General features: G+C 72.8%; 19 protein-coding genes. 4 read left to right on the forward strand and 15 right to left on the reverse strand.

Going from position 1 to position 26,147, the window contains the following annotated elements:
• Window positions 1-3: 3 nt before the first annotated feature.
• Window positions 4-1,104, reverse strand: coding sequence for a prolyl aminopeptidase (gene pip / locus ROT00_RS04015; RefSeq protein WP_404772503.1), 1,101 nt, complete (start codon window positions 1,102-1,104; stop codon window positions 4-6).
• Window positions 1,105-1,244: 140 nt separating this feature from the next.
• On the opposite strand from pip, the gene ROT00_RS04020 reads away from it, so the two are divergent.
• Window positions 1,245-2,255: a malate dehydrogenase gene (locus ROT00_RS04020; protein WP_404772505.1), complete on the forward strand. Its 1,011-nt coding sequence runs from the start codon at window positions 1,245-1,247 to the stop codon at window positions 2,253-2,255.
• A 25-nt stretch (window positions 2,256-2,280) separates the two neighbouring features.
• Here the strand turns inward: ROT00_RS04020 and ROT00_RS04025 are convergent, their stop codons facing one another.
• Window positions 2,281-2,709, reverse strand: coding sequence for a GyrI-like domain-containing protein (locus ROT00_RS04025; RefSeq protein WP_404772507.1), 429 nt, complete (start codon window positions 2,707-2,709; stop codon window positions 2,281-2,283).
• 141 nt (window positions 2,710-2,850) lie between these two features.
• Between ROT00_RS04025 and ROT00_RS04030 the strand changes: the two genes are divergently transcribed.
• Complete coding sequence (locus tag ROT00_RS04030; protein ID WP_404772509.1) at window positions 2,851-3,027, forward strand: HPP family protein; 177 nt, start codon at window positions 2,851-2,853, stop codon at window positions 3,025-3,027.
• On the opposite strand, the gene ROT00_RS04035 is transcribed toward ROT00_RS04030, so the two are convergent.
• The 6 genes from ROT00_RS04035 to ROT00_RS04060 all read right to left on the reverse strand — a co-directional run bounded on the left by ROT00_RS04035 (window position 3,005) and on the right by ROT00_RS04060 (window position 14,673).
• Window positions 3,005-3,787, reverse strand: a complete 783-nt coding sequence (locus ROT00_RS04035) for an alpha/beta hydrolase (protein WP_404772510.1) — start codon at window positions 3,785-3,787, stop codon at window positions 3,005-3,007. The two genes, ROT00_RS04030 and ROT00_RS04035, sit on opposite strands and share 23 nt — an antisense overlap.
• 23 nt (window positions 3,788-3,810) lie before the next feature.
• A complete protein-coding gene (locus ROT00_RS04040; protein ID WP_404772512.1) occupies window positions 3,811-5,895 on the reverse strand; it encodes an acyl-CoA dehydrogenase family protein in 2,085 nt (694 codons plus the stop codon).
• A 201-nt stretch (window positions 5,896-6,096) separates the two neighbouring features.
• Window positions 6,097-6,495 carry a DUF7144 family membrane protein gene (locus ROT00_RS04045; RefSeq protein ID WP_404772514.1) on the reverse strand — a complete coding sequence of 133 codons (399 nt, stop codon included), beginning with the start codon at window positions 6,493-6,495 and terminating at the stop codon, window positions 6,097-6,099.
• Between the two features lie 124 nt (window positions 6,496-6,619).
• Window positions 6,620-8,449 (reverse strand): glycoside hydrolase family 3 protein, encoded by a 1,830-nt coding sequence (locus ROT00_RS04050; protein ID WP_404772516.1) that lies wholly within the window; start codon window positions 8,447-8,449, stop codon window positions 6,620-6,622.
• A gap of 126 nt (window positions 8,450-8,575) precedes the next feature.
• The gene (recQ, locus tag ROT00_RS04055; protein ID WP_404772518.1) at window positions 8,576-10,564 is read right to left on the reverse strand and encodes a DNA helicase RecQ; all 1,989 of its coding nucleotides are present in this window, start codon (window positions 10,562-10,564) and stop codon (window positions 8,576-8,578) included.
• Between the two features lie 98 nt (window positions 10,565-10,662).
• Window positions 10,663-14,673 carry an ExeM/NucH family extracellular endonuclease gene (locus ROT00_RS04060; protein WP_404772520.1) on the reverse strand — a complete coding sequence of 1,337 codons (4,011 nt, stop codon included), beginning with the start codon at window positions 14,671-14,673 and terminating at the stop codon, window positions 10,663-10,665.
• 290 nt (window positions 14,674-14,963) lie between these two features.
• Between ROT00_RS04060 and ROT00_RS04065 the strand changes: the two genes are divergently transcribed.
• Window positions 14,964-15,935 (forward strand): GNAT family N-acetyltransferase, encoded by a 972-nt coding sequence (locus tag ROT00_RS04065; RefSeq protein ID WP_404772521.1) that lies wholly within the window; start codon window positions 14,964-14,966, stop codon window positions 15,933-15,935.
• Window positions 15,936-15,963: 28 nt separating this feature from the next.
• On the opposite strand, the gene ROT00_RS04070 is transcribed toward ROT00_RS04065, so the two are convergent.
• The 3 genes from ROT00_RS04070 to ROT00_RS04080 form a co-directional block, all read right to left on the reverse strand.
• Window positions 15,964-17,454 (reverse strand): HNH endonuclease signature motif containing protein, encoded by a 1,491-nt coding sequence (locus ROT00_RS04070; protein ID WP_404772523.1) that lies wholly within the window; start codon window positions 17,452-17,454, stop codon window positions 15,964-15,966.
• Between the two features lie 137 nt (window positions 17,455-17,591).
• The gene (locus ROT00_RS04075; protein WP_404772524.1) at window positions 17,592-18,041 is read right to left on the reverse strand and encodes a hypothetical protein; all 450 of its coding nucleotides are present in this window, start codon (window positions 18,039-18,041) and stop codon (window positions 17,592-17,594) included.
• Window positions 18,042-18,222: 181 nt separating this feature from the next.
• Window positions 18,223-20,703: a DEAD/DEAH box helicase gene (locus ROT00_RS04080; protein ID WP_404772963.1), complete on the reverse strand. Its 2,481-nt coding sequence runs from the start codon at window positions 20,701-20,703 to the stop codon at window positions 18,223-18,225.
• A gap of 373 nt (window positions 20,704-21,076) precedes the next feature.
• Here ROT00_RS04080 and ROT00_RS04085 point away from each other — a divergent pair, with 373 nt between their 5' ends.
• Window positions 21,077-23,101, forward strand: a complete 2,025-nt coding sequence (locus tag ROT00_RS04085; RefSeq protein WP_404772526.1) for a hypothetical protein — start codon at window positions 21,077-21,079, stop codon at window positions 23,099-23,101.
• A gap of 4 nt (window positions 23,102-23,105) precedes the next feature.
• Here the strand turns inward: ROT00_RS04085 and ROT00_RS04090 are convergent, their stop codons facing one another.
• The 4 genes from ROT00_RS04090 to ROT00_RS04105 all read right to left on the reverse strand — a co-directional run bounded on the left by ROT00_RS04090 (window position 23,106) and on the right by ROT00_RS04105 (window position 26,120).
• On the reverse strand, window positions 23,106-24,029 hold the full coding sequence (locus ROT00_RS04090) for an AEC family transporter (RefSeq protein WP_404772528.1): 924 nt from the start codon (window positions 24,027-24,029) through the stop codon (window positions 23,106-23,108).
• A gap of 36 nt (window positions 24,030-24,065) precedes the next feature.
• Window positions 24,066-24,605 (reverse strand): DUF6328 family protein, encoded by a 540-nt coding sequence (locus ROT00_RS04095; protein WP_404772530.1) that lies wholly within the window; start codon window positions 24,603-24,605, stop codon window positions 24,066-24,068.
• Window positions 24,605-24,862 carry a hypothetical protein gene (locus tag ROT00_RS04100; protein ID WP_404772531.1) on the reverse strand — a complete coding sequence of 86 codons (258 nt, stop codon included), beginning with the start codon at window positions 24,860-24,862 and terminating at the stop codon, window positions 24,605-24,607. The genes ROT00_RS04095 and ROT00_RS04100 overlap by 1 nt, the downstream gene beginning before the upstream one ends.
• A gap of 70 nt (window positions 24,863-24,932) precedes the next feature.
• Window positions 24,933-26,120: a carboxylate-amine ligase gene (locus ROT00_RS04105; protein ID WP_404772533.1), complete on the reverse strand. Its 1,188-nt coding sequence runs from the start codon at window positions 26,118-26,120 to the stop codon at window positions 24,933-24,935.
• Between the last annotated feature and the right edge of the window lie 27 nt (window positions 26,121-26,147).

A 26,147-nucleotide genomic window follows, 5' to 3' on the forward strand; every position in this document is an offset into this window, starting at 1 on the left:
ACGCTACTCCGCCTCGGGGCGTCCCGTCTCGATGTCCGGGTCGTCGAGCTCGCTGGCGTCCTCGTCGAGCTCGTCGGCATCCTCGTCGAGCTCGTCGGCGTCGGCATCCGCCGCCTCCTCGGCATCCGCCGTGTCCTCGTCGGCAGCCTCGGCCGCGAAGCGGTCGGTCGCCTCGATCAGCGCGTCGAGGATGCCCGGCTCGTCGAAGGCGTGCCCGGCGTCGTCGATGATCCGCAGCTCAGCCTCCGGCCACGCGGTGTGCAGGTCCCAGGCCGTCATCATCGGCGTGCAGAGGTCGTAGCGGCCCTGCACGATCACGGCGGGGATGTCTCGAAGGCGCACCGCGTCGCGGATCAGCTGCCCCTCCTCCCACCAGCCGCCGTGCCGGAAGTAGTGGTTCTCGATGCGGGCGAACGCCGTCGCGAACTCCGGCGAGCCGTAGGCCTCGAGGTTCTCCGGCCGCGGCAGCAGGGTGATCGCGGCGGCCTCCCACCGCGCCCAGGCGATCGCGGCGGGCTGGTGCACGGCCGGGTCGGGGTCGCTCAGCAGCCGGCCGTAGGCCTCGATCAGGTGCGAGCGCTCGCCGTACGGCACCGGCTCGAGGAACTCGCGCCAGCGGTCCGGCAGGAGCGCGGCCGCGCCGCCCTCGTAGAACCAGTCGAGCTCCGCCCGGCGGAGCGTGAAGATGCCGCGGAGCACGAGCTCGGTGACCCGCTCGGGATGCGTCTCGGCGTACGCGAGCCCGAGGGCGCTCCCCCACGAGCCGCCGAAGACCTGCCAGCGGTCGATGCCGAGGTGCGCGCGCAGCCGCTCGATGTCGGCGATGAGGTGCCAGGTGGTGTTCGTCGCGAGGCTCGCGCCGGGCTCCGAGGCGTGCGGGATGGACAGCCCGCAGCCGCGCTGGTCGAAGAGCACGATGCGGTACTTCTCGGGGTCGAAGAGGCGCCGGTGCGCGGGCTTCGTCGCGCCGCCCGGTCCGCCGTGCAGGAACACGACCGGCTTGCCGGCGCGGTTGCCCGACACCTCCCAGTAGATGTGGTGGCCGTCGCCGACGTCCAGCATGCCGGTCTCGAGCGGCTCGATCTCCGGGTACAACTCGCGCATGGGGCCACGGTAGCGGCCCTTGGGATGCCTCGTGCGCGCGCCGCGCCGATTGGTCTGACCGATCCGGCCGCCGCGAGATCGAGCCTTGCTCAGGATGCCAGGCGCCGGAGACGCCCGGCCGACGGGCGTAGGCTCGGGGCATGGCAGCGAAGAAGCCGGTCACCGTCACGCTCACCGGAGCGGGCGGCCAGATCGGGTACGCCCTCCTGTTCCGCATCGCCTCGGGCGCCCTGCTCGGGCCCGACACCCCCGTGCGGCTGCACCTGCTCGAGATCCCGCAGGGCGTCCGCGCGGCCGAGGGCGCCGCGCTCGAGCTGCAGGACTCCGCGTTCCCGCTGCTCGCCGGCGTCGAGGTCACCGACGACGCCCGGACCGCGTTCTCGGGAGCGAGCGTCGCCCTCCTCGTCGGCGCACGCCCCCGCACGGCGGGCATGGAGCGGGCCGAGCTGCTGCAGGCGAACGGCGGCATCTTCGGCCCCCAGGGCGCGGCGATCAACGCGGCGGCGGCCGACGACATCCGCGTCGTCGTGGTCGGCAACCCGGCGAACACGAACGCGCTCATCGCCTCGGCGCACGCCCCCGACGTGCCGGCCGAGCGCTTCACCGCACTCACCCGGCTCGACCACAACCGCGCCCTCGGCCAGCTCGCGGTGGCGACCGGCACCCCGGTCGCCGAGATCCGGGGCGTCACGATCTGGGGGAACCACTCGGCCTCGCAGTTCCCCGATCTCGCGCACGCGACCGCCGCGGGCGACGCGATCCCGGCGCTGCTCTCGGCGCGCCTCGGCCGGGAGGGCTACCGCGAGTGGCTCGCGGGCGAGTTCATCCCGCGGGTCGCGAAGCGCGGCGCGGAGATCATCGAGGTGCGCGGCTCGTCCTCGGTCGCCTCGGCCGCGGCGGCGACGATCGACCACGTGCGCGACTGGGTGAGCGGCACCGCGAACGGCTGGACGAGCGCGGCCGTCGTCTCCGACGGCTCGTACGGCGTGCCGGAGGGACTCGTCTCCTCGTTCCCGGTGGAGTCGGTCGACGGGGCGTGGCGCATCGTGCCGGACCTCGCGATCGACGAGTTCGCGCGGCACCGCATCGACGCCTCGGTCGCGGAGCTCGTCGACGAGCGCGAGCAGGTGCGCGCCCTCGGCCTGATCTGATCCGGCCTGATCTGATCCGGCCCGCTCAGGAGGCGAGCGAGACGAACAGCTCGTGCGCCTGGTCGGAGCCGTCGGCGCGGTAGCCGACGTCGAGCTTCGCCGCGCCCGCCGTGCGCCCGGCGGCCCGCAGCCAGTCCTCGATCTCGCCGAACGCCCCCGCGATGCCCGCCCGCGGCCCGCGGTGCTCCAGGTAGGCGTACTCGCCGCCGGGGACGAGCGCGTGCACGAAGCCGTCCCGGCGGGCGTCGAGGGCGGCGAGCACTCCGACGACCTCGTGGTACTGGCCGCCGACGCGCGTGCTCGCCTCGGCGAACGGCCGACCATCGCCCGCGAACTCGGCGAAGGCACGGGTCCACGCCGCGGGGACGAGGGTCGAGAGCCGGTCGAAGGGGGCGAGCACGGGCACGCCGATGACGAGCCGCGGCGGCATCCGCACGAGTTCGACCACCGTCATCCTCCTCGCTGCACTGCCCCGCTTGCTGCACCGCCCCGCTGGCCGCGCTGCCTCACCGATTGAACTGAACATAGCCGCGGCCGCCGCCGGGCGCCAGGTCTCGCGCGGGAAGGCGCGGCCGCCCACGCCTAGGCTTGACGCATGGCCGATCGCGAACCGCTCTCCCCCGCCCGCCGCAAGCAGCTCATCGTCGGGATCATCGTCGGTGCGCTCGTCGGCGTGGGCGTGAGCCTCTGGACCGAGTTCTGGCTCTGGCTGCCCGCCGGACTCCTCGTCGGCCTCGCCGCCGGCGCGATCATGCGGCCGCCGGGCGACTGACGTCGCGGGCGTCCAGGAAGCCGGTGACCGCCGCGGCGATCTCGCGCCGCACCTCGGTGTCGTCCACGGTCGACTCGCCGTCGCCCGGCTGCACGCCGTAGTCGCCGAAGTCGGCGTGGTTGACGCCATCGAGCTCGACGAACTCCGCCCCGGCCGGCAGGAGCCCGCTCGCCCCCGCGATCTTCGCCGGCGTGGAGAGTCCGTCGTTCGATCCCGAGACGCTGAGCGCCGCGAGGCCGGTGCCCGAGAGATCGTTCGCGCAGTACGAGCCGAACAGCATGACGCCGAGCACCTCGGGGCCGCCCGAGGCATCCGCGCCCCCGGCGAGCTGGCAGGCGCGCACCCCGCCGAGGGAGTGCCCGCCCACCCACCACTCCTCGATTCCGGGCGCGAGCGCGGTGAAGGTCTCGAGCGGCCGGGTGTCGAAGAACGCCAGGTTCAGCGTCGGCTTCGTGATGACGATCGTGAGCCCCGTCTCCTCGGCGACCCCGGAGAGCTTGAAGAGGTAGGCGAAGGGGTCGACCTTCGCGCCGGGGATGAACACGAGGCCCTGCCCCGCCGCCGGACCGCGGTCGTCGGCGACCGGCTCGATCAGGATGCCGACGTCGGTCGAGGTGATCGACACGGCGTCGTCGCGCCACGCCTCGAGGGCCGCGGGCCGCTCGCCCTGCATCACCGTGTGCGCGTAGGCGAGGAAGACGACGCCGAGGAGCACGACGACACCGACGATCGAGACGAGGATCCGGAGCAGGCGGCGCATGTCCGAAGCCTACGTCGCGCGCGCTACTTCTTCGGCGACTTCTCCGGCACCGGCAGGGTGCCCGCCCGGCGCTCGGCCTCGAACCAGGCGCGCGCCTCGTCCTGCCGCTCCTGCTCGATGCCCGTCGCGATCGTCGCGCGGAGGTGCTCGGGGCGGAAGCCGAAGGCGTCCACGAGGTCCTGCGCGTGCGGGCGCAGGCGCTCGACGAGCCGGTCGATGTAGGCGCCGACGGCCTGCGCGCGCTGCGGCGAGAGCCGGCCGTTCATCAGGTACCAGGCGAGGTGCTTCTCGAGGAGCCCGAGGCCGAACAGGTCGCGCACCCAGGTGAGCACCTGCTTCGTGCCCTCATCCTCGACGCGGGCGAGCGCGCGGGTGAACGCCTCCCACTGCAGCAGCTCGCCGTGCGCGCGGGCGGCCTCGATGAGCTCGTTCTGGTTGCGGTTGAACGCGGCGGCCGCGTCGGCCTTCGGCAGCTTGCGCGCGTCGCGGAGGCGGCCGGCGATCTCGGCGATCATCGTCTCCACGCGGTCGGTGAGGAGTTCGCGCTGGGATGCCTCGTCGCGCAGCTCGCTCACCGAGCGGGCCGTGGAGCCGAAGTCGGCGATGGTCTGGCCGAGGCGGCGGAGGCCGGTGCCGTGGTAGGCGCGCTCGGCGGTCTGCGAGACCACGTAGCGGGCCATGGCGCCGGCGTCGGCGTTCTTGAACTGCTTCGAGAAGTCGGTGAGGAGGCGCTTCGCGACGAGCTGCAGCAGCACGTTGTTGTCGCCCTCGAAGGTGACGTAGATGTCGAGGTCGTGGCGGAGCCCGGTGATGCGGTTCTCGGCGATGAAGCCGGCCCCGCCGCAGGCCTCGCGGGCCTCCTGGAGGGTGTCGAGCGCGTGCCACGTCGACAGCGGCTTCAGGGCCGCGGCGATCGTCTCGAGGTCCTGCCGGTCGTCGTCGCTGTCGGCCGCGCCGCTGAAGACGGCGTCGAACTTCACGAGGAACTCGTCGTGCGCGAAGTACTGGGCGTAGGTGGTCGCGAGCCGGGGCAGCAGGCGGCGCTGGTGGCGCTGGTAGTCGAGCAGCACCTCTTCCTCGGTGTCGCTCGAGGCGGTGAACTGTCGGCGCTGGTTGCCGTAGGTGATCGCGATCGTGAGCCCCATCGCGCTCGCGACGGTGGCGGCACCGTCGAGCGAGACGCGCCCCTGCACGAGCGTGCCGAGCATCGTGAAGAAGCGGCGGCCCGGGCTCTGGATCGGCGAGGAGTACGTGCCGTCGGCCGCGACGTCGCCGTAGCGGTTCAGCAGGTTCTCGCGCGGGATGCGCACGTCGGTGAAGTGCAGCCGGCCGTTGTCGATGCCGTTCAGGCCGCCCTTCAGCCCGTCGTCCTCGCCGCCGACGCCGGGCAGGAAGTTCCCCTCGTCGTCGCGGATCGGCACGTAGAAGCAGTGCACGCCGTGGTTCACGCCCTTCGTCACGAGCTGCGCGAAGACGGTCGCGTGCTTGCCGTGCAGACCGGCGTTGCCGAGGTACTCCTTCCACGCCGCGCGGAACGGCGTGTGGATGACGAACTCCTCGGTCTCCGGGTCGTACGTCGCGGTCGTCGCGATCGAGGCGACGTCGGAGCCGTGCCCGATCTCGGTCATGGCGAAGGCACCGGGCACCTCGAGCGACATGATCGCGGGCAGGAACTTCTCGTGGTGCGGCTTCGTGCCGAGGTGCAGCACCGCGGCGCCGAAGAGACCCCACTGCACGCCCGACTTGATCTGCAGGCTCGGGTCGGCGATGACGAGCTCCTCGAACGCGGCGATGTTGCCGCCGTGGTCGTCCTCGCCGCCGAGCGCCTTCGGGAAGGCGCGGTGCACGGCGCCCTGCTCGACGAGCAGCTTCAGCTGCCCGAGCACGCGCTCGCGGTGCTCGGCCATCGGCTGCCCCTCGATGCGCTGCAGCTCGGGCGCCGCGGCCCGCTCGCGGGACGCGAGACGGATGTCCGCCCAGGTGCCGAGGAGCTGGCGGCCGAGGGCCGCGACGTCGACCGCGGGGCCGGGGCGGCCGCGATCGGATGCCGCGGGGATCGCGGGCTCCGTGGCGCCGTTCGCTTCGGTGCGCGCTGCAGTGTCAACCATCTTCGGTCTCGCCTCCGACTTCGTGGGGTGTCCCCTCACGCTACGACCGGCCCCGCGGGAGCCGAAACGCTCGGTCGACCGGCGACAATCCGGCCCGGGCGCGCGTCGACGCCAGCTGTGCAGTGTCTACAAACGAGGCATCCGCACGCATTGGAGGTTCGACAAGGCGGACGTTCGACAAGGCGGAGCCCGCCGAACGCCTCAGCCGCGGAAGAAGGCGTTCGCCCGGCCGGTCCAGAGCAGCGCGATGACGATCACGGCGATCGCCGCCGAGAAGTACTCGCCGATCGCGCCGGCCGGGTACGCGATGGCGAAGAAGATCGAGGCGACGATCGAGAGCACCTCGATCACCGTGATCACCATCCGCGAGACCGCGCTGCCGCGGAGCAGGCCGTTCGCGACGACGATCACGATGGCGCCGATGAGGATCGACACGATCGCCGAGGTGATGAGCCCGCTCGCCCCGCCGAACGCCTCGGCCGTCGCCGCGACGCTCGTCTGGAAGAGCAGCAGCGTACCGCCGATGATGTCGAGCAAGCCCGAGATCCACGTCAGCACCGCGACGAGCGTGACCCCGCCGGGCCGTTTGACCTGTCCCATGTCGATCCCCCCGGATCCCGCCGCCCGATGCGGCGCCTGGCCCCGATCGTAGCGACGAGACCCGTCAGCGGGCGAGACCCTGATTCAGTCGGCGAGACCTTGGCTCAGTCGGCGAGCCCCTGACTCAGTAGTCGAGCCCGTGCCCGTGACGGAACAGCGGGTCGGCCGTGTCGAAGGGCACGTCGGGCCGGTTCGCCTCGACCGCCGCCATGCTCGAGGGGAGGTCGAACGGCAGCCGCCCCTTCGGCTCCGCCGCGCCCGTCAGCACGTCGAGGAGCGCCCGCGGGCTCGCGCCCCAGTTGCCGGTGAGCGCCGCGAGCTCGTCGACGAACGGCGTCAGGATGGCCGGACGGTCGAGGAAGACGTCGACCACCGTCGGCACGGCGGCGGCGACCTCGCGCACGTGCGCGACGACGTCGGCCGGGAAGTCGAGCGAGCCGGAGTGGAAGAAGTTCTCGAAGAACGTCGGCCGCTCCTCGAAGGGCGCCTGCAGCCGGAGCACGGCGACGTCGGCCTCCGCGGGGCTCGCGACGACCGTGCCGTACTCGCCGGCGATCTCGGCGTCGATGCCCTCGACGTAGAGCTTCAGCCCGCGGGCGAGCGGCAGCACGGGAGCGGCGGGCGCGCCCGAGAGCTCGCGCTCGCGGTTCACGAGCAGCGCGATCGCGGCGCGCTGGGCGGCCTCGCCCGCCGCGACGAAGTCGGCGCGGCCGACGAGTTCGCGGGCGCGGTCGACGTCGACGTAGGGCTGGTCGAAGAGGCCGAGCACGAACTTCTCGCGGAGCAGGCGCCGGGCCGAGGCATCCAGTCGCTCCTCGGCGATCTCGCCGTCGCGCACGAGGGCGATCAGGAGCTCGGGCACGGCCTCGCCGCCGAACTGGTCGCAGCCGGCGTCGATGACCTTCTTCATCCGCTCGCGCGGCGCGAGGTGCTCGACGCCCCAGGCGCGGGCCGGGAAGGGCGCGCCCATGATCTCGGAGTCGCTGATGAGGCCCCAGTCGGTGCAGACGATGCCGTCGAAGCCGTAGCGCTCGCGGAGCAGGCCCGTGATGACCGACTTGTTGAAGCCGAAGCCGACCTCCTCGTACTCGGTGCCGACGGGCATGCCGTAGTACGGCATGATCTGGCTCGTGCCGGCCTCGAACGCCGCCTCGAACGGCTTCAGATGCAGCTCGAACTCGCCGCCGGGGTAGACCTGCTCACGGCCGTGCGCGAAGTGCGGGTCCTCGCCGTCCAGCTGCGGGCCGCCGCCGGGGAAGTGCTTCGTCATCGTCGCCACGGAGTCGGGGCCGAGGGTCTCGCCCTGGAAGCCGCGGATGTAGGCGGCGCCGAGCCGCGACGCGAGCTCGACGTCCTCGCCGAAGGTCTGCAGCGCGCGCGACCAGCGCGGCTCCGTCGCGAGGTCGATCTGCGGGTGCAGCGCGACGCGGATGCCGACCGCCGTGTACTCCTGCCGGGCGATGTCGCCGAAGCGCTCGACGAGCTCCTCGTCGCCGATCGCGGCGAGGCCCATCGTCTCCGGCCAGACCGAGAACGCCCCGGCGAGCAGGCCCGCGAGCGGGTTGTCGGTGTAGGAGTGCCGGGGGTCGGTGGAGATGGTGACCGGGATGCCGAGGCGGGTCGAGGCGGCGAGCTCCTGCAGGCGGTTGTGCCACTCGGCGATCTGGCCCGCGTCGGCGGGCGCCTGGAGCACGTTGAAGTGGGTCAGGTGCCGGTCGAGCACGTAGTCGGTGGTGGCGGGCAGGCCGAAGGTCGCGTCGCCCTCGGAGAGCGTGCCGCCTTCGCCGATGCCGATCATGGTCTGGAAGAAGAGCCCGGCCTTCTCCTCGAGCGTCATCTGCGCGAGCAGGATCTCGACGCGCTCGGCGACGGGGAGGCTCGCGTCGCGGTAGCGGGTGTCGAGCGGCGCGTCGCCCGCGGATGCCTCGGGGGTCGCGTTCTGCTGATCGGTCATGCCTGCACTCCTTCATGCTCGGGCTCGCGCGGCCGCGGAACGGGCTCGCAGCGGTCCAGCCATCATAAACCGAATGTCGCTAGGTTTTCGAGCGCTGCGTCGGGATGGATGGGGCGGGCCGGCCGCTCAGGCGGCCCGGACCACCTCGATGAGCCCCTCGCCGTAGGCCTCGCGCTTCTTGGCGCCGATGCCCGTGATGCCGTCGAGCTCGGCGAGACTGCCGGGCCGGGCGACGGCGACCGCACGGAGCGTGGCGTCGCCGAAGACGATGTACGCGGGCACGCCCTGCTCGCGCGCCACCCCCGCGCGCCAGGCGCGCAGCGCCTCGAACAGCTCGGCCTGCGCCGGCTCGAGGTCGGCCGCCGCGGGTGCCGCACGGCGCTCGCCGCGGCTCCGGCCCGGGCGCTCCGCCTCGGTGCGGAACTGCACCTGCCGCCCGCCCGCGAGCACCTCGGCCGACGCCTCGCTCAGCCCGATCACGCCGTACTCGCCGACGGTCTGCGCGAGCCCCTGCGCGAGGAGCTGGCGCACGACGCCGCGCCACTGCTGCTCGCTGAGCTCCTGCCCGATGCCCCAGGTGGCGAGGGAGTCGTGGCCGTACTGCTCCACCCGCGGGGTGCGCTTGCCACGGAGGATGTCGATGAGGTGCCCCGCGCCGTAGCGCTGCCCGCGCTCGCGCTGCAGCCGCACCACGGTCGAGAGGAACTTCTGCGCGACGACCGTGCCGTCCCATGAGGCGGGCGGCTCGAGGCAGGTGTCGCAGTTGCGGCACGGTTCGCTCTGCTCGCCGAAGTAGGCGAGCAGGTTCTGGCGGCGGCACTGCACCGTCTCGCAGAGGGCGAGCATGGCGTCGAGGTGCGCGGCGAGACGGCGACGGTGCGCGAGGTCGCCCGGGCTCTCGTCGATCATGCGGCGCTGCTGCACGACGTCCTGGAGGCCGTAGGCGAGCCAGGTCGTCGAGGGCAGCCCGTCGCGGCCGGCGCGGCCCGTCTCCTGGTAGTAGCCCTCCACCGACTTCGGCAGGTCGACGTGCGCGACGAAGCGCACGTCGGGCTTGTCGATGCCCATGCCGAAGGCGATCGTGGCGACGACGACCACGCCGTCCTCCCGGAGGAAGCGGTCCTGGGTGCGGCGACGGAGCTCGGGGTCGAGCCCCGCGTGGTACGGCATGGCGTCGACGCCGTTCGCGGCGAGGAAGGCGGCGATCTTCTCGGTGCTCGCCCGGCTGAGGGCGTAGACGATGCCCGCGACCGGGCGGCCGTCGGCGTCGACGCCCTCGGTGCGGACGAAGTCGAGCAGCTGCTTGCGCAGCTCGAGCTTCGGCGCGATGCGGTACTGGATGTTCGGCCGGTCGAAGCTCGCGACGAAGTGCTTCGCGTCGCCGAGCGAGAGCCGCTCGGTGATCTCGCGGTGCGTCGCCTCGGTCGCCGTGGCGGTGAGCGCGATGCGCGGGACGTCGGGCCAGCGCTCGGCGAGCTCGGCGAGGGCGAGGTAGTCGGGGCGGAAGTCGTGCCCCCACTGGGCGACGCAGTGCGCCTCGTCGATCGCGAAGAGGGAGATGACTCCGCGGGCGAGGAAGCGCTTGGCGCCCTCGCTGTTCAGGCGCTCCGGCGCGATGTAGAGCAGGTCGAGCTCGCCGGCGAGGTACGCCCGCTCGACCTCGGCGCGCTCGTCGGGCGCCTGGCTCGAGTTCAGGTAGGCCGCGCGGACGCCGTTGCGCACGAGCGCGTCGACCTGGTCGTGCATGAGCGCGATGAGGGGCGACACGACGACGCCCGTGCCCTCACGGAGGAGCGCCGGGATCTGGTAGCAGAGGCTCTTGCCGCCGCCCGTGGGCATGAGGACGACGGCGTCGCCGCCGCCGGCCACCTGCTCGATGACGGCCGCCTGGTCGCCGCGGAACCCGTCGTAGCCGAAGACGGAACGGAGGGCCTCGAGCGCGGAACCGAACTTCGCCGGCGCCGGCCGCGACTGCACGGGCTGCGAGTGCACGGATTGCGGCTGCACGCGCGCCTCCGGCGGGGGCGGCGGCGCCCACTCGTCGTCGGGCGGGAGGAGCTCGTCGGGGTCCCAGGGGACCTCCTCGATCCCGTCGGGCGCGCCGTGCTGAGTCATCGGATGGAGTCTACCGGCGGCCGCCGACGCCGAAGGGCGGGCGGATGAGTCATCCGCCCGCCCCTCGGGTCGGGATCGCGCGTGCGCGCCGTGCCTCGCTAGTAGGCGAGCACCGGCACCTTGAAGGAGCGCGAGTCCTCGTAGCCGTCGCCGGTGAAGGAGGCCTGCAGCACGTGCAGCCCGCGGCCGAGCTTCGGCAGCTTCACGTCGACGCGACCGCGATCCTTCGCCGCGATCTCGACGGTCGCGATCACCGTCGAGCCGTCGGTGATCGTGACCGTGCCCACCGGGCGGCTGCCGTCGCCGGTCACGACGAGACCGACCCAGCGGATCGTCGAGTTCGACTTGAACAGCAGCTTCGACGGGAGCCCGACGATCGCCGTGTCGACGAGATCGGGAGCGGCCTGCACCGTGATCGGCACCGTGACGCTCGTGCCGGTCGCGGCGACCGCGATCGTGAGCGACTGCGCACCCTCGACCCCCTCCGGGATGACGATCTCGACGGTCGCCCGACCGCCCTCGTCGGTGGTGGGCACGACCGTGCGGTCGACCGCGGCGGTGCCGAGGACGGTCCCGCCGAGCGACACCGTCACCTCGCCGGCCGCCGGCTCGCTCGTCGAGAAGTCGAGCGAGCTGAGCTGCAGGCTGAGCGTCTCGCCCGGCGCGTACGCCGTGCCGTCGGCCGGGGCCGGCAGCACGAGACCAACGGAGCGCTGCGCGGCATCCGGCGTGGCCGTGCCGTTCGCCGCGAACCAGTCGACCATCGACTGCAGGTCGACGCGGCCGGTGTCGGCCTTGTTCGCGCCCTTGCCGAGCGTGAAGAAGTTGTCACCACCCGAGGCGAGGAACGAGTTCGCCACCACCCGGTACGTCGCCGCCGGGTCGATCGCCGTGCCGTTGAGCGTCACCTGCGTGACACGGGAACCGGCCGCGGCCGTCGGGTCGTAGACGACCTGGAGCTCCTTATTGACACCGAGCTTCAGGAACGGCCGCGACGAGCCCGCGGGCTGCCACTGCTCCTCGAGCACCTGCTTCACCTGCGCGCCCGTGAGGTCGAGCGTCACCAGCGTGTTGGCGAACGGCTGGACGCCGGCCGCCTCCTTGTAGGTGAGATTGCCGTCGGGGTCCTCGGCGCTCGTGCCCTTGTAGACGAGGTCGGTGCGCAGGCCGCCGGGGTTCATGAAGGCGATGTCGGCCTTGGCGTCCTGCTTCGCCGCCCACAGCTGCACGTCGGCGACGAAGTTGCCGAGCGTCGACTCCCCGCCGCGGTTCTCGACGAGCGTCGGGTTGCCCTGCGCATCCGTGCCGGGCTGGCGGGCCCGGTTGAAGTCGCCCGTGATGTCGCCGACCTTCTGCTTGCCGAGCTGATCGGCGACCTTCTTGGCCTCGTCGACGATCGACTGCACCGCCGGCACCGCCGGGTAGAGCGGCGTCGTGCCGTTCATGAGGGGCTTCAGCTCGTTCGAGATCGAGAGCAGCTCCTTCGTGACCGGGTCGACCTGCAGCTTCATGAGACCGAAGCGCTCGCCGTACTGGCCCGCCGAGACGACCGGACGGCCGTCGACGACGTGGTTGTACGGGAGGTGCGTGTGCGCCGAGACGATCGCGGCGACCGAGGGGTCGACGCCCTGGACGATCTTCGCGAACGCCGAGCCGTCGCTGAGGCTCGCGATGTCGGTCGTCGTCGCGCCCTCGTGCACGAGGAGCACGAGCACGTCGGCCTCGCCGTTGGCGGGGTCGCCGTCCTTCAGCTGCTCGGCCACCGCGTTCACCGAGTCGACGACGCCGCGCACCTCGAGGTCGGCGATGCCGGCCGGGCTGACGAGCGAGTCGAGCTCCTCGGTGACCGCGCCGATGAAGCCGACGGTCACGCCGTCGAGCGTCTCGGTGTAGTACGGCGCGAGGGCGGTGTCGTCACTGCCCTTCAGGAAGACGTTCGAGGAGATGTACTCCCAGTCGGCGCGGGTCTGCACCCGGTCGCGGAGGTCTTCCCAGCCCTGGTCGAACTCGTGATTGCCCGCCGCGCTCACGTCGAGCCCGGCGGCGTTCAGCGCATCGATCGTCGGGTTGTCGTCCTGGATGAACGAGGTGAACGTCGAGGCGCCGATGAGGTCGCCCGCCGCGGCGAAGATCGTGTTCGGATTCTCCGCCCGCACCTGCGCGACGGCGCCCGCGAGGACCGCGGCCCCTGCGGCCGGCGCCGACTGCTCGATGCGACCGTGGAAGTCGTTGATCGTCACGATGTCGATGTCGACCGGTGCGACCTCGGCCGAGAGGCCGAGCACGATCGGGTCGTGGTCGCTCGAACGGTAGGGCGTGCCGGCCTCGGTCGCGCCGAAGGCGTAGCCGCGGTCACCCCACTCGGGCGAGTTGATGTTCCAGACCCCGACGCCGGTCACGTCGGAGGCGACCGAGGGGCTCGCCAGCACGTGGTCGAGGGAGCCGAGCTCGCCGTTGAACGAGTAGGTGAACTGCTCGGTCTGGGACGGGACGAGGTCGGTCCATCCGGCGCCCGTGAAGACGTCGATCGGGTCCTCGTGGGCGTAGGAGTTGAAGTCGCCGATGAGGAACATCGCGTCGCTGCCGGATGCCTCGGCCACCGTGTCGGTGAAGGCGAGCAGCGATTCCGCCTGCTCGACGCGCTCGGCGTTGAAGAAGCCCTGGCCGTCGGCCGGCTCCGGCGGGTTGCCCGAGGGCGGGCTCTTCGACTTGAAGTGGTTCGCGACGACCGAGAACACCTTGCCGCTGTCGAGGCGGAAGGCCTGGGCGATCGGCTCGCGCGCGATGTCCCACACGGTCTCGTCGACGACGGTGAGGCTGTCGCCCACCGGGGTGACGAGGTCGTTGCGGTAGATGATCGCGCTCGTGATGAAGTCGGTGATCGCGGCGTCGTGGAGCGCGGCCGGGGTCGGCACGTACGACCAGACGTCGGCGCCTGCGGCCTCGTTGAGGCCCGCGACGAGGTCGGCGAGGGCCTCGTCGGGCGCCTCGCCGAGCTTCACCGAGTTCTCGATCTCCTGGAGCGCGACGACGTCGGCGCCGAGGCCGGAGATCGCGCTGACGATCTTCGACTTCTGGATGGCGAACTCCTCGGCGTCGGCCGCGCCGCGCGCCTGCGAGTTCACCGAGGTGAACGTCGTGAAGTAGTTGTAGACGTTGAACGCGCCGACCTGGACGTCGCCGCCGACCTCGGGGGCCGTCTCGGGACGCGGGTTGAGCGACTCGAAGGTGGGCTTCAGGGAGGCGTCGCTCGCCGAGTCGATCGGGGTGGTCGGCTGGAGGCGCCACTCGTTGAAGCCGTAGCCCAGCACGTAGCCGGTGTCGGGGAAGACCACACGGTCGCCGTTGCGCACGACGGTGTCGGCGGTGAAGTACGGCTGGTCGTTCGGGTGGGCCGAGTTGTCGACGCGCGTCGACCAGCCGTCGTCGAGCAGGAGGCGCGAGTCGCGGTTCGCCTGCGCGATCGTGGCGTTCGCGGGGTCTGCCGCATCGACCTGCTCGGTGCTCTTGACCGGCAGCTCCTCGCCGGCGTTCAGCCAGAGCTCGCCGAAGCTGTAGAGGGAGTGGCTCGACACGAGGCGGTACTCGCCGGCCGGGGCGACGTACATGCCCTCGTAGGCCTCGCGGTCCGCGCCGCGGACGTCGTCGGGCAGCGGAGTCGTCTCGGGGAGCCCCGCGCCGGCCTGCACGACCGAGACGGCGGCGGCGTTCGCGACCGAGATCTGGGTCTGTCCGCCGAACTCGTTCGGCTTGCCGGTGACCCGCACGAGGTCGCCGATGGCGCCCGGCGTCGTCGCCGCGGCGTTGCCGAGGAAGACGAAGACGGCGTCGGAGGCGCCCGGCGTCGCGTCATCCGCGCCGCCCGAGCCCTGGGTCTGGATGAAGATGCCGCGGTAGCCGCCCGTGCGGTGATCGGCGGTGATCACGCCCTCGACGGTGACATCGGCGTTCGCCGGCAGCGGGGTGGCGGATCCCGTCCCCTGCACCTGGGCGATGGTATGGGTGACATCGGCGGCCTGGGCCGGTGTCGCGGCGAGCAGCCCGCTGGCGAGCGCGCCGGCGGCGACGACCGCGACGGCCGGCCACCTGCGGATGGTGCGGCGTTGCATGAGTTCTCCCTCCGAGTCGCCCCCACTCGGGGGACGCACTGCCCCAGAGCATAGGAGGACCGGGCGACGCTGCCAAGGGGTGATCCACCCCGGAATCCGTTGATTTCATGCGGCGCACCCGACGATTTCACGCCTCGTTCACGCCCGCGCGCGCAAATGAGCAATGGCCCCCGGATGGGGTGCTCGGATGCGCAGCCATCTGCGATCCGTCATCGAGACGTGCTCGCGGCGCCAAGCGCGCTTCCTGGACGGTCAAGTGCGGGAGGCGCCGCCGTTCCTACGCTGGACGGATGGATCACGACGAACGCGTCCACGCGCTCGACTCGGTGCTCGCCGCGGCTCCGCCGCTCGACGCGGCGGCGGGAGGCTTCCTCTCGGCAGTCGTCGGCGCAGGCAGCGCCGAGGCGGTCGCCCACTTCGACTCGCTCGAGTCGACGTCGCCGGACGCGGTGTGGGGCGCGCTCCGCCAGCACTCCCTCGAGCTGCGGAGCGCCGGACCCGACCGCGAGCGCACCGCAGCCGTCGAGCGGGTGCTCGACGACTGGCTGGCCCGCATCGCCGCAGCGGAGACCCCGGGCGACCTCGACAGCAGCGCACGCCTCTCGCTGCCGACGCGGGACATCGCCCTGGTGAACGCCCTCTACGCCCGCGGCTTCGGGCCGACGGGCGTGCGCGCCGTGCGTCAACGACCGCGCACGACCCCCGCCCAGGCTCCCGTGCTGCCGCAGCGACTCGACGGCGCCCTCGTGCGGCTCGCGACGCTCAGCGATGCCGAGCGGCTCGGCGCGCTCGACGCGCGGCTCCTCGAGCTGGACGCCCACTTCGCCGGGGTCACGCTGCGCGACGGCGCCGACGCCGGATTCGCGACCGCCTACCGCGACCGGCTCCGGCGAGCGCCGGACACCACCTGGGTGCTCGAGCGCGACGGCGACATCACGGGATTCATCCACGTCGTCCCCGATGCCGACTCCCCCGAACCCGATTCGCAGCTGCTCGCCGAGACGGGCGGCCAGTACCTCGTGGTGATGTACCTCGACGAGTCCGAGCGCGGGGCCGGCCTGGGAGCCGCCTTCCTGCAACTGGCCCACGACGCGCTCGACGCCGCCGGAACGCCGTACGTGCTGCTCAGCTACGCGGTCGCCAATCCCCGCTCGGGCCCGTTCTGGGCTCGGAACGGCTACCGGCCCGTCGTCACCGAGTGGCAGCGCCGTCCGGCGATCTTCGCCCCGATCGCGCCGCCGGAGGCCGACCGGCCGGCCTGATGCGCTCACGCCAGCCGGCCTGACGCATTCACGCCACCGCGCGGGCACGCGCGAGCCGCGCGCTGAACTCGCGTTCGACCGGACGGTTGCCGGCGCGTGGACGCTGCTCTGGATCGAGGTGCGCGGGCGGGATGAACCAGCTCGACCCGTCGCGGATCCGGATGGTCCAGCCGTCGTCGTGCACCCGATGGTGATGATGGCTGCAGAGCAGGATGCCGTTGTCGAGGTCGCTCGTGCCGTGGTCTCTTCCCCACCACGCGAGATGATGCGCCTCCGTCTGCCCGGGCGGCCGCGGGCACGCGGGCCAGGCGCAGCCGCCGTCGCGTTCTGCGAGCGCCAGCTTCTGCGCCGGGCTGAAGAGCCGTGCGGAGCGCCCGAGCCGGAGCGGCAGCTCGCCGCGTCCGATGAGCATCGGCGCGATGCCCGCGGTCGCCGCGAGTTCGCGCACGGTGTCGAGCGAGACGGGCTGCTCGATGCCGTCGATCGTCGCGGCGCCGCGCCCGGTGCGGAGCGCCTCGGCATCGGCACGGACCACCACCGTCACGGTGCGGAGCGCCGGGATGTCCGCGCAGCCCAGCGCGTGGCGGGCGAGGTCGGCGAGGGCGTCGGCGTTCAGCTGCGCGATCGTGCGCGTCTCCGCCACGACATCGTCGGCCGGGCCGGCGGCAGCGCCCGAAGCGCCCGCCCCGGCGGAGGCAGCGAGCGATGCGGCTCCCGCACGGGCGCCGAACGACGGTCGCGCGTCGCGCGCGCGGTGCAGCTCGGCGCCGACCAGCGCGTCGATCGCCGTCTTCACGATCGCGCCGCCCACCGGATCGAACGCCCCGCGCACCCGCACCATGCCCGCCGCATCTTGCCAGACGCGCAGCCCCCGTGCGGCGCGGAGCTCGTCTTCGCGCGGCTTCACCCCGTCTGGGTCGAGTCGTGCCTCCAGCCGCTTGACGAGGAGTCCGAGCCCGTCGGCCCCGACGACGGGGGCGCGCTCGACGAGCAGTGCCTCGGCCTCGGCGAGCTCCTCCGGCGCAGCACGGAGTTCGACGCGGTCGAGGAAGCGCCGGATCACCTCGGCCGCCTCGACCCCCACCTCGCCGCGCTCGACCGCCCGTGCGAGCGCCGGACGCTTCGGCGGCAGCGGACCCGCGGTGAATGAGGTGCGGCTGCTGGTGGCGCGGCCGACCGCGACGAGCTTCACCGCATCGGCGTACCGCCCGCCCGTCGTCTGCGCGATCAGGCGCTCGGGCGTGGTGAAGCCATGCGCCTTCGCGAGGTCGTCGCCGGCGATGCCGCTGCATCGCTCGTCGAGCTCGGCGGCGATCCGCACCTGCAGGGACTCCACCACCCGGGCGAGGTGCGCGAGCGCGTCGTTCGCCCGGAGCAGCCCGTCGTCGCTCATGGCACGGGCGTCGGCCTCCGGCTCGGATGACGCTCGAGTGAGCGCCCCGCCCCAGGCCGCCACGACCGCGGCGCCGGCCGCATCGAGCAGCGCGAGCGCCGCGGTCGGGGTCTGGGAATCGGGCATGCATCCATCGTCCCAAGCCCCGGCACGAGTGTCGAACGTTTCTTCGACATCGCGCCACTTCCATCGCACTCGGGCGGGAGGAAGGGGGAAGGGGGAAGGGTGCAGCGCAGCCCGAGGTACCGACCGCCGCGCGGCGCTCAGCCCTGCCGCGAGGCGTACTGCGGAGCGAGCGACAGCGCGCTGAAGGTGAAGGGCCGGTCGACCCGGACGAAGCCGAGGGGGCAGTGCCGCACCCCGGCCGGGATGTAGACCGAGCCGGTGGTCGTGATGAGTCGGCGTTCGCCCTCGATCTCCAGGAAGATCTCGGCGCCCAGCTCACGAGGGTGCTCGGGGTCGCTGCCGGTCCAGGTGAGCACCTCGTCGTAGTCGTGCACGTGCTCGCGCACCCACGGGGTCTCCTGGTCGACCTCGGTGATCCAGACGTGCGTCATGTGGATCGTGCTCTCGGGCTGGGTCAGGCGTCCGACGAGCTCGTAGCCCTCGCCGACGTTGTCGGGGTCGGGGAGACCGGCGGCCTCGCCCTCGTCGGTCCAGACGACGTCGAGGAGCGGGAGCGTGGTGTTCAGGAGGTCATCGATGCGGGCCATGTCCCGACGCTAAGGGTGGACCGCGGCGGCGTGAAGGGCGCGAGCCCGACCGTGCCCGGAGCGGCAAGCGGCCGTGCACGCGCAGACAAGACACATAGACAAGACGCAGTCAGGAAGCGCAGCAGGAAGCGCAGACCAGACACGCAGACCAGACCCGCAGACACGCGCTGCAGCGGCGGGCCTACAGGCGTACGAACGCCACCTCGCCGAGCACGGCCGTTCCGGCCTCGGCGGACTCCTCCAGATCGACGACGGCGCGGATCCGCCAGTCGTGGTGCCCGGCCGGGTCGTCGACGGTCTGCTCGACCCGCCAGATGCCGTTCGAGGCATCCGTCTCGTCGATCGCGACGAGTCGCGGCGAGCGTGCCGACGGTCCGGTGCCGATGGCGTCGTGCTCCTCGTAGTAGGCGTCGAGCGCATCCGGCCAGCCCGCGTCGGGGTCGAGCTCGACGAGCTCCTCCTCGCGGTCGAGGGCGGCGAGCTGCACCCGGCGGAACAGCTCGTTCCGCACGAGCACCGTGAACGCCCGGCGGTTCGCGACGACCGAGGGCGGGGCGGGCGGCACGACCGGCGCCTCGTCCTCGGGCAGGTGGGCGGCGGGGTCGACGAGCTCGGCCCATTCGTCGACGAGGCTCGAGTCGACCTGCCGCACGAGCTCGCCGAGCCACTCGATGAGGTCGAGGAGCTCCTCGTTCTTCGCCTCCTCCGGCACGGTCTGCCGGATGGCGCGGTAGGCGTCGGAGAGGTAGCGCAGCACGAGCCCCTCGCTGCGGGCGAGCTGGTAGAGCGCGACGTATTCCCCGAACGACATGCTGCGCTCGAACATGTCCCGCACGACCGCCTTCGGCCGCAGTTCGAAGTCGCGCACCCAGGGCTGACTCGCGGCGAACCGTTCGAAGGCGTGCGAGAGGAGCTCCTCGAGCGGCTTCGGCCAGGTGACGTCCTCGAGGAGGGCCATCCGCTCCTCGTACTCGATACCCTCCTGCTTCATCGCCGCGACGGCCTCGCCGCGGGCGCGGAACTCCTGCTGCGAGAGGATCGGCCGCGGGTCGTCGAGGGTGGACTCGATGATCGAGACGACGTCGAGCGCGTAGTGCCCGGTGCCCTGCTCGCTCGTCTCCGGGTCGAGCAGCTCGATCGCGGCCAGCGCGAACGGGGAGAGCGGCTGGTTGAGCGCGAAGTTCGGCTGCAGCTCGACCTCGAGCCGGATCTCGACGCCGAGGGCGGTGCCCTCCGCGTCGGGCGAGAGGGTCACGACCCCGGCGTCGCGCAGGGTGCGCAGGATGCCGAGGGCACGGCGCGCGAGCTCGAACCGCCGGGCCTGCGGCTGGTGGTTGTCGAACACGAGCGACGCCACGTTCGCCGCCACGTCGCCGCCGCGCGCGATGACGTTGATGAGCATCGCCGCGGTGAGCTGCAGCTGCGGCACGAGCGGCTCCGGCTGCGCGGCGACGAGCCGCTCGAACGCGCCCTCGCCCCAGCTGATCTGCCCGGCGGGCGGCTTCTTGCGCACGACCTTCTTGAGCTTCTTCGGGTCGTCGCCGGCCTTCCGCACGGCCTGCTCGTTCTCGATCTCGTGCTCGGGGGCGAGCACGACGACGGTGCCGGCGGTGTCGTAGCCGGCACGGCCCGCGCGCCCGGCGATCTGGTGGAACTCGCGGGCGCTCAGGTGCCGCATCCGCTGACCGTCGTACTTCGCGAGCGCGGTGATGAGCACGCTCCGGATCGGCACGTTGATGCCGACCCCGAGCGTGTCGGTGCCGCAGATCACCCGGAGCAGCCCGCGCTGGGCGAGGGTCTCCACGAGCCGCCGGTACCGCGGGAGCATCCCCGCGTGGTGCACGCCGATGCCGGAGCGGACCAGTCGGGAGAGCGTCTTGCCGAAGCTCGTGGTGAAGCGGAAGCCGCCGATGGCCTCGGCGATCTCGTCACGCTGCTCGCGCGCGACGACCCGGATCGACGAGAGCGCCTGTGCCCGCTCCATCGCCTGCGCCTGGGAGAAGTGCACGATGTAGACGGGCGCCTGCCGGGTCTCGAGGAGCTCCTCGACGGTCTCCTGCACGGGCGTCTTCGCGTAGGAGAAGCTGAGCGGCACGGGGCGCTCGACGCCGGTGACCTCGGCGGTGGCGCGGCCGGTGCGCGCGGACAGGTCGTCGGCGATGGCGGTCACGTCGCCGAGCGTCGCCGACATCAGCACGAACTGCGCCCGGGTGAGCAGGAGCAGCGGCACCTGCCAGGCCCAGCCGCGATCGGGGTCGCCGTAGAAGTGGAACTCGTCCATCACGACCTGGTCGACCTCGGCGTCGGCCCCGCGGCGGAGGGCGAGGTTCGCGAGGATCTCGGCCGTGCAGCAGATGATCGGGGCATCCGGGTTGACCGAGCTGTCGCCCGTCACCATGCCGACGTTCGCCGCGCCGAACACCTCGACGAGCTGGAAGAACTTCTCGGAGACGAGGGCCTTGATCGGCGCCGTGTAGTAGCTGCGCCCACCCTGAGCGAGGGCGACGGCGTGGGCGGCGACCGCGACGAGCGACTTGCCGGTGCCGGTCGGCGTGGAGAGGATGACGTTCGCGCCCGACACGATCTCGATGACCGCTTCGTCCTGCGCCGGGTACAGCGAGAGCCCCCGCCCGGCGGCCCAGTCGACGAAGGCGTCGTACATCGCATCCGCGTCGTAGGGGCGCGGGACGAGGTCGAGGAGCTGCGGGGTCACCCGTCGAGTCTGTCACGGCGCCGCCCCGCCCCGGCTCGCCCCACCGTGCCGGAACGGGGGGAGCCGGCCCATGACCGCGGTTCGGGTCGCGATCGGGGCCGGCTCTCAGCGGACGCGCCCGCCGGAATCAGTTCCCCCTGCAGTCGCGGCGGGCTGCGGTCCAGTGCTCACGCTAGAGCGAGGCCCGGGCCATCCGCCTCAGGGGTGTCCCTGAACCCCTGCTCCAGGCATCCGCCCTTGCCGGGGCGTTCCGCGCGCCAGTAGCGTTCGCTCAGCCCGAACGGACGCCCCGCAGGGGTGTCCGGCCCGAGAGGAGACCGCGATGTTCATCGCCGAGGACGCCGGCCGCGAGTCGGCGAAGTCACCGGAGCCCGGCGCGTTCGACAGCGCGCTCGTCGTCGTGCACGGCATGGGCAGCGCGTACACGAGCCAGATCCTGCTGGAGTGGGCCGAGCCGCTGCTCGAGCGGATGGACTGGATCGCCCGCGACCGCATCATCGGCGGTCGCGACGAGCACGGGGTGACGATCGTCGACTCCGAGCTCACGGGCGACGTGCCGATCGTCACGGCGACGGTCGCCTTCCCGACGCGCGGCACCGGCCGCCTCGTCGACGGGGCGGTCGTGGATGCCGAGACCAGCCGCCGCCGCATCGCGATCGTCGAGGCGCGCTGGTCGGAGTCCTTCGTGCCGATGTCCCGGGCCCAGGTGTTCCGCTGGGCGGTGCCGTTCATGTGGCGCGCCCTCACCCGCATGCTCGGGCTCTTCCGGCAGACCCTCGTCGAGCTGCCGTGGCTCACCCTCGTGGAGCACCAGCGCCCGCCCTACGACCGGCTGCTGCTCGGCCGCGCGCTCACCGCGATCGTCGACGCGGTCCGGGTCGCGGTGCTCACCGTCGTGTTCGCCGCCGTGTGGCTCGGGGTCGTGCTGCTCGGCGTCGTGCTGACGCCGATCCTGCCCTTGCTCAGCCCGCTGCTGCTCATCCCGTGGTTCAAGGATCTCGCGCAGGGCGTGCTCGATGCGCTCGTCGGCTCGATCGGCGACGTCGCCGCGTGGAAGGAGCGCCCCGTGCGCGCCTCCGCCATGCGCCTCGTCGTGCGCGACGCGCTCGCCCGCGCCCGCGAACTCGTCGGCGACGACGGCGAGGTGCACCTCTTCGCGCACTCGCAGGGCGCCGCCGTCTCGACCTTCGCACTCTTCCAGGAGCTCGACCCGGCGGCGTTCAACGTGCGCCGGCTCACGACCGTCGGTGCGGCCGTGGTGCTCCTCGGTCGCGAGAACTGGCGCGGCCGCAGCGACCGCTACGCACCGGTCTCGAACTGGATCGGGGCGGATCCCGCCCAGCCGGTCGCCTGGGCGAACCACTGGGCGGTCTGGGACCCCTTCTCGGCCGGGCCGATCGCGGACACCCGCCGGGCCGCGCGGGAGCGCTGGCGGGCCGCCTACTTCCCCCGGCCGGGCGACGCCGCGCTCGGGCCGGAGGAGCACGCCGTGCACAACACCAGCCAGCCCTTCCTCGACCACAGCGAGTACTACCGCAACGTCGTGCAGGTCGTCGACCCCACCGCGCGGCACCTGCTCGGCCCGGACCTCGCCGCGCGCCCGGCCGAGGTCGCCTACCTCGAGAACCGGCTCGCGGTCATCGACAAGAAGTCGCTCGGCACGAACCTCCTCGCCGCACTCGTCACCGCCGCGATCCTGCCCGGCCTGCCCGCGGCATCCGCCGCCTTCGCCTGGCTGGTGCAGTCGTTCGCGCTCGCCGTCGGCGGCGTCGCCGGCTTCTTCACCGGCGCGCCCGCGAGCGACGCGCTCGCCTCGGTGGCCTGGCTCGTCGACGACGGCCGGCTGACGGACTGGGGATGGCTCATCGCCTCCGCGCTCGTCGCGGCGCTCCTGATCTGGCTGAACCAGCTGCTGAACGGCATCACGCAGCGCTCCCTCGTCTGGCAGCGCTGCCCGATGGAGGCCCGGCGCTGGCTCGTGCTCACCGCGCTCCCCCGCGTCGGCTACGTCGCGGCCGCGGCCGTCACCGTGTGGTGCGCGATCGCCGTGTGGACGGCACCGCCGCTGCCCGCCGCGGCACTCTGGGCGTGGGGGCTCGGCATCGCGCTCATCGCCGCGTTCGTCATCGCCGAGCCGCGGTTCGCGCCCTCGCCCGTCGTCGTGCCCGCCCGCCGCACGGCGCCGACCGCGACTGCGAGCTCGGACCTCCGGCCGCCGCTCACGATCGGGCGGGCGCTCGCGAGCACCGCGTACCGCGAGGAGCTCGCCGCGCGCCGGCGCCTGCTCGCCCCCACGACCGCGTGGTCGCGGTTCTGGGCGCGGGTGCTGCACGACTGGCGCGGCTGAGCCCTCAGGTACCGAGAAGCAGCGCGATGACCGTGAGCACCGGCACCGCGCCCACCGTGGTGAGGAAGATCGTGTCGCGCGCGAGCACCTCGGCCGTCTCGTAGCGCTGCGCGTAATTGAAGACGTTCTGCGCCGTCGGCAGCGCCGCCAGCACCGTGACGGCGTAGAGGGCGGTGTCGTCGAGACCGAAGACGAAGCGCCCCACCGCCCACGCGACGAGCGGCATCGCGACGAGCTTCAGCCCCGCCGCGATGAAGACGTCGACCCGGGCGCCGCCCGGCGCGAGCAGACGCCGGCCGTGGAGCGACATCCCGTAGGAGATCAGCATGAGCGGCACCGCGGCGTGCCCGATCAGCTCGATCGGGTCGAGCACGATCGGCGGCAGCTCGAGCCCGGAGACCGCGACGAGCACCCCGGCGAGCGAACCGACGATGATCGGGTTCGTGAGGGTCCCGCGCACGATCGCGACGACGGAGGTGCGCTGCTCGACGACGGCGCCGAGCACCGCGAGCGCGACCGGCGCGAAGAGGAGCAGCTGCAGCAGCACGATCGGCACCGACAGCGCGGCATCGCCCAGCATGTAGACGGCGATCGGGATGCCGATGTTGTTGCCGTTCACGTAGCCCGAGGCGAGCGAGCCGATCACCGTGTCGGCGAGGGGGCGGCGGAGCAGCAGCATCGCCACGAGGCCGAACACGAGCATCATCGTCGCCGCGGCGATCGCCGAGACGGGCAGCAGCGTCGAGAAGAGCTGCCGGACGTCGGCCGTCGCGAGCACCGAGAACAGCAGGAACGGCGCCAGCACGTTGAAGGTGAGCTTCGCGAGCACCGGCCGCGCCTCCGGGCCGAACAGGCCCGAACGGGCGGTGATCCAGCCGACGACGACCGCGAGGGCGATGACGACGAAGCCGGTGAGCACGCCGATCATGCAGCGGCCCCGGTCGCGTCATCCACGGTCCAGAGCCTACGCGCCCGGCCGCGGCCTCCGTCCCGCCGAGGCCATGAGCGCCCAGAAGCCGATGACGACGAGCGCCGCGACGACGAGCGCGACGACGCCGATCGTGCGCCCGGCCGCGACGTCGAAGATGAGCCCCGTGACCCCGGCGGCGATGAACGAGACGACGGCGATCTGGGCGATGAGGAGCCGGTTCGCGGTGCGCACCAGCCGGGGCTTCTCGTGCTTGCGGAAGAGGGCCCGATGGAGCATCACGGGCGCGAGGCCGAGCACGGTGGCGAGGCCGGCCGCGACGACGAGGCAGAGGTAGAGCGCATGTGCGTAGGGGTCGAGGTCGCCGAAGCGGGGCTGGAAGGCCACTGCGAGGAGGAAGCCCGAGAGGATCTGCGTGCCGGTCTGCACCGCGCGGAGCTCCTGCAGCAGGTCGCTCCAGTTGCGGTCGTAGCGCTCGGTCTCCGTCTCGGCGCGGCCGTCGGCGGGGTCGGCGTCGGCGTCGGGGTTGCCGCCTGCTGAGCCCGGGCGTCCCGCGCCCGGAGGGGTCGCCGTCATCACTCCCAGGCCGCGGTGTGCGTCCAGCCCGCGAGGTACGCCCGCTCGTTCTCGTTCAGCCGGACGTAGTCGCGGCCCGGGAGCCGCTCGAGTTCGCACAGCTCGTAGATGCGTCGGACGACGGCCCGCCGCAGCGGCGCGCTCGGGTGCTCGAGCACCTCGCGCTGCAGGGTGGGTTCGAGCATCGGCCACCACAGACCGATCGGCGGAAGCGCGGCGCGTCTCGCGCTGGTGGGTTGCGGTGCCTCGATGGTCATGGCGGTTCCCTCTGTTCCCCGATGTGGTGTTCCCCGAGCCGAGCGCGACGCCGCCCTCGGCAGTCTGAAGCTACTCCGCCGCGGCCTCCGCCGCATCGGGCTTGACCCCCTGGGGAGCCGGTGCTAGCCCGGAGGTGCGGAGCGGTCCGCGATGGGCGGCCACCGCGGCGCCGAGCGCCGCGAGGCCCCCGGACCCGTAGGCGCGGCGCTGCCGTTCGGCCCCCGATCCGCGAGCGAGGAGCGAGCGCACGTCGCGGGCCACCGACCCCGGCGAGCCGCACCAGTCGAGCGCCCACTCGACGAGCGCCGCGACGGGGGCGGTGCCGTCGCCGAGGGGATGCGGCACCCGTGCCGCGTGCCCGTCCCGGGCCGCGGTCCAGACGGCGGCGTCGAGCACGTCGGAGCCGATCGCCGGCGGGGGCTGCGGCATCCGCATCATCCGCGCCGCGACGAGCCGGACGAATCCGCAGACGGCGACGGTGTCGCGGACCTCGAGCTGCGCGTCGCCGAACCGCAGCTCGATGGTCGGGAGGTGGTGCGAGAGCCGGATGGTCCAGGTCACGAGCGCCGCGTCGTCGTCGCCGACGGCGGCGAGCACCTCGGCGCGGCGACGCTCGTAGTCCTCGGGGTCGGCGAACGGAGCCGGGACCCCGATCGCGACCCACCTCCGCAGGATGATCGTGCGCCAGCTCGCGAAGCCGGTGTCCCCGCCCCGCCAGAACGGCGAGTTCGCGGCGAGCGCGGTGAAGAGCGGGATCCAGCCGCGGAGCCGGTTCAGTGCCTCGACCCGGTGCTCCGGCGCGTCGTAGCCGAGGTGGACGTGCATGCCGCAGACCTGGTGGTCGTCGAGGAGCCCGCGGATGTCGGCGGCGATGCGGCGGTACCTCGCCCCGTCCGCCGGTTCGGGCGACACCGCCTCGTGCAGCAGGGTGCCGCTCGCGGCGACGCCGAGGCCGAGCTCCGCCGCCGCGGCCGCCAGTTCGCGCCGGGCGCGCAGCAGCAGAGGCGCTGCGGCCCGCGCGTCGTCGCAGACCGGCGTCGCGTACTCGAGCTGATGGGCGAGGAACTCCCCTTCGATGCGCGGCGACCCCGGCAGGCTCACGGCGGCGAGCCGCTCCCGCACCGCGGCCGCGGCATCCGCGGGCTCCAGGGTGCGCGGCACGACGAGGGCGAACTCCTCCTCGATGCCGAGACGGGGCGCGGGCGGCGCGGTCCAGGCGGAGACGCCCGTGGGTGCTCGGTCGGCGAACCCGGTCATCGGCGACTCCGTTCGGTCACGGGAGTC

The sequence above is a fragment of the Agromyces mediolanus genome (genome assembly GCF_044917495.1).
GTDB lineage: Bacteria > Actinomycetota > Actinomycetes > Actinomycetales > Microbacteriaceae > Agromyces > Agromyces mediolanus_B.

Bases quoted from the DNA above. Each gene is read 5' to 3' on its own strand.
- ROT00_RS04080 (WP_404772963.1), bottom strand. From the start codon at position 20,703: ATGTACGACGCCTTCGTCGACTGGGCCGCCGGGCGGGGGCTCTCGCTG.
- ROT00_RS04090 (WP_404772528.1), bottom strand. From the start codon at position 24,029: ATGATCGGCGTGCTCACCGGCTTCGTCGTCATCGCCCTCGCGGTCGTC.
- ROT00_RS04040 (WP_404772512.1), bottom strand. From the start codon at position 5,895: ATGGTTGACACTGCAGCGCGCACCGAAGCGAACGGCGCCACGGAGCCC.
- ROT00_RS04075 (WP_404772524.1), bottom strand. From the start codon at position 18,041: ATGGCCCGCATCGATGACCTCCTGAACACCACGCTCCCGCTCCTCGAC.
- ROT00_RS04030 (WP_404772509.1), top strand. From the start codon at position 2,851: ATGGCCGATCGCGAACCGCTCTCCCCCGCCCGCCGCAAGCAGCTCATC.
- pip (WP_404772503.1), bottom strand. From the start codon at position 1,104: ATGCGCGAGTTGTACCCGGAGATCGAGCCGCTCGAGACCGGCATGCTG.
- ROT00_RS04025 (WP_404772507.1), bottom strand. From the start codon at position 2,709: ATGACGGTGGTCGAACTCGTGCGGATGCCGCCGCGGCTCGTCATCGGC.
- ROT00_RS04035 (WP_404772510.1), bottom strand. From the start codon at position 3,787: ATGCGCCGCCTGCTCCGGATCCTCGTCTCGATCGTCGGTGTCGTCGTG.
- ROT00_RS04060 (WP_404772520.1), bottom strand. From the start codon at position 14,673: ATGCAACGCCGCACCATCCGCAGGTGGCCGGCCGTCGCGGTCGTCGCC.
- ROT00_RS04095 (WP_404772530.1), bottom strand. From the start codon at position 24,605: ATGACGGCGACCCCTCCGGGCGCGGGACGCCCGGGCTCAGCAGGCGGC.
- recQ (WP_404772518.1), bottom strand. From the start codon at position 10,564: ATGACTCAGCACGGCGCGCCCGACGGGATCGAGGAGGTCCCCTGGGAC.
- ROT00_RS04020 (WP_404772505.1), top strand. From the start codon at position 1,245: ATGGCAGCGAAGAAGCCGGTCACCGTCACGCTCACCGGAGCGGGCGGC.
- ROT00_RS04065 (WP_404772521.1), top strand. From the start codon at position 14,964: ATGGATCACGACGAACGCGTCCACGCGCTCGACTCGGTGCTCGCCGCG.
- ROT00_RS04070 (WP_404772523.1), bottom strand. From the start codon at position 17,454: ATGCCCGATTCCCAGACCCCGACCGCGGCGCTCGCGCTGCTCGATGCG.
- ROT00_RS04085 (WP_404772526.1), top strand. From the start codon at position 21,077: ATGTTCATCGCCGAGGACGCCGGCCGCGAGTCGGCGAAGTCACCGGAG.
- ROT00_RS04100 (WP_404772531.1), bottom strand. From the start codon at position 24,862: ATGACCATCGAGGCACCGCAACCCACCAGCGCGAGACGCGCCGCGCTT.
- ROT00_RS04045 (WP_404772514.1), bottom strand. From the start codon at position 6,495: ATGGGACAGGTCAAACGGCCCGGCGGGGTCACGCTCGTCGCGGTGCTG.
- ROT00_RS04105 (WP_404772533.1), bottom strand. From the start codon at position 26,120: ATGACCGGGTTCGCCGACCGAGCACCCACGGGCGTCTCCGCCTGGACC.
- ROT00_RS04050 (WP_404772516.1), bottom strand. From the start codon at position 8,449: ATGACCGATCAGCAGAACGCGACCCCCGAGGCATCCGCGGGCGACGCG.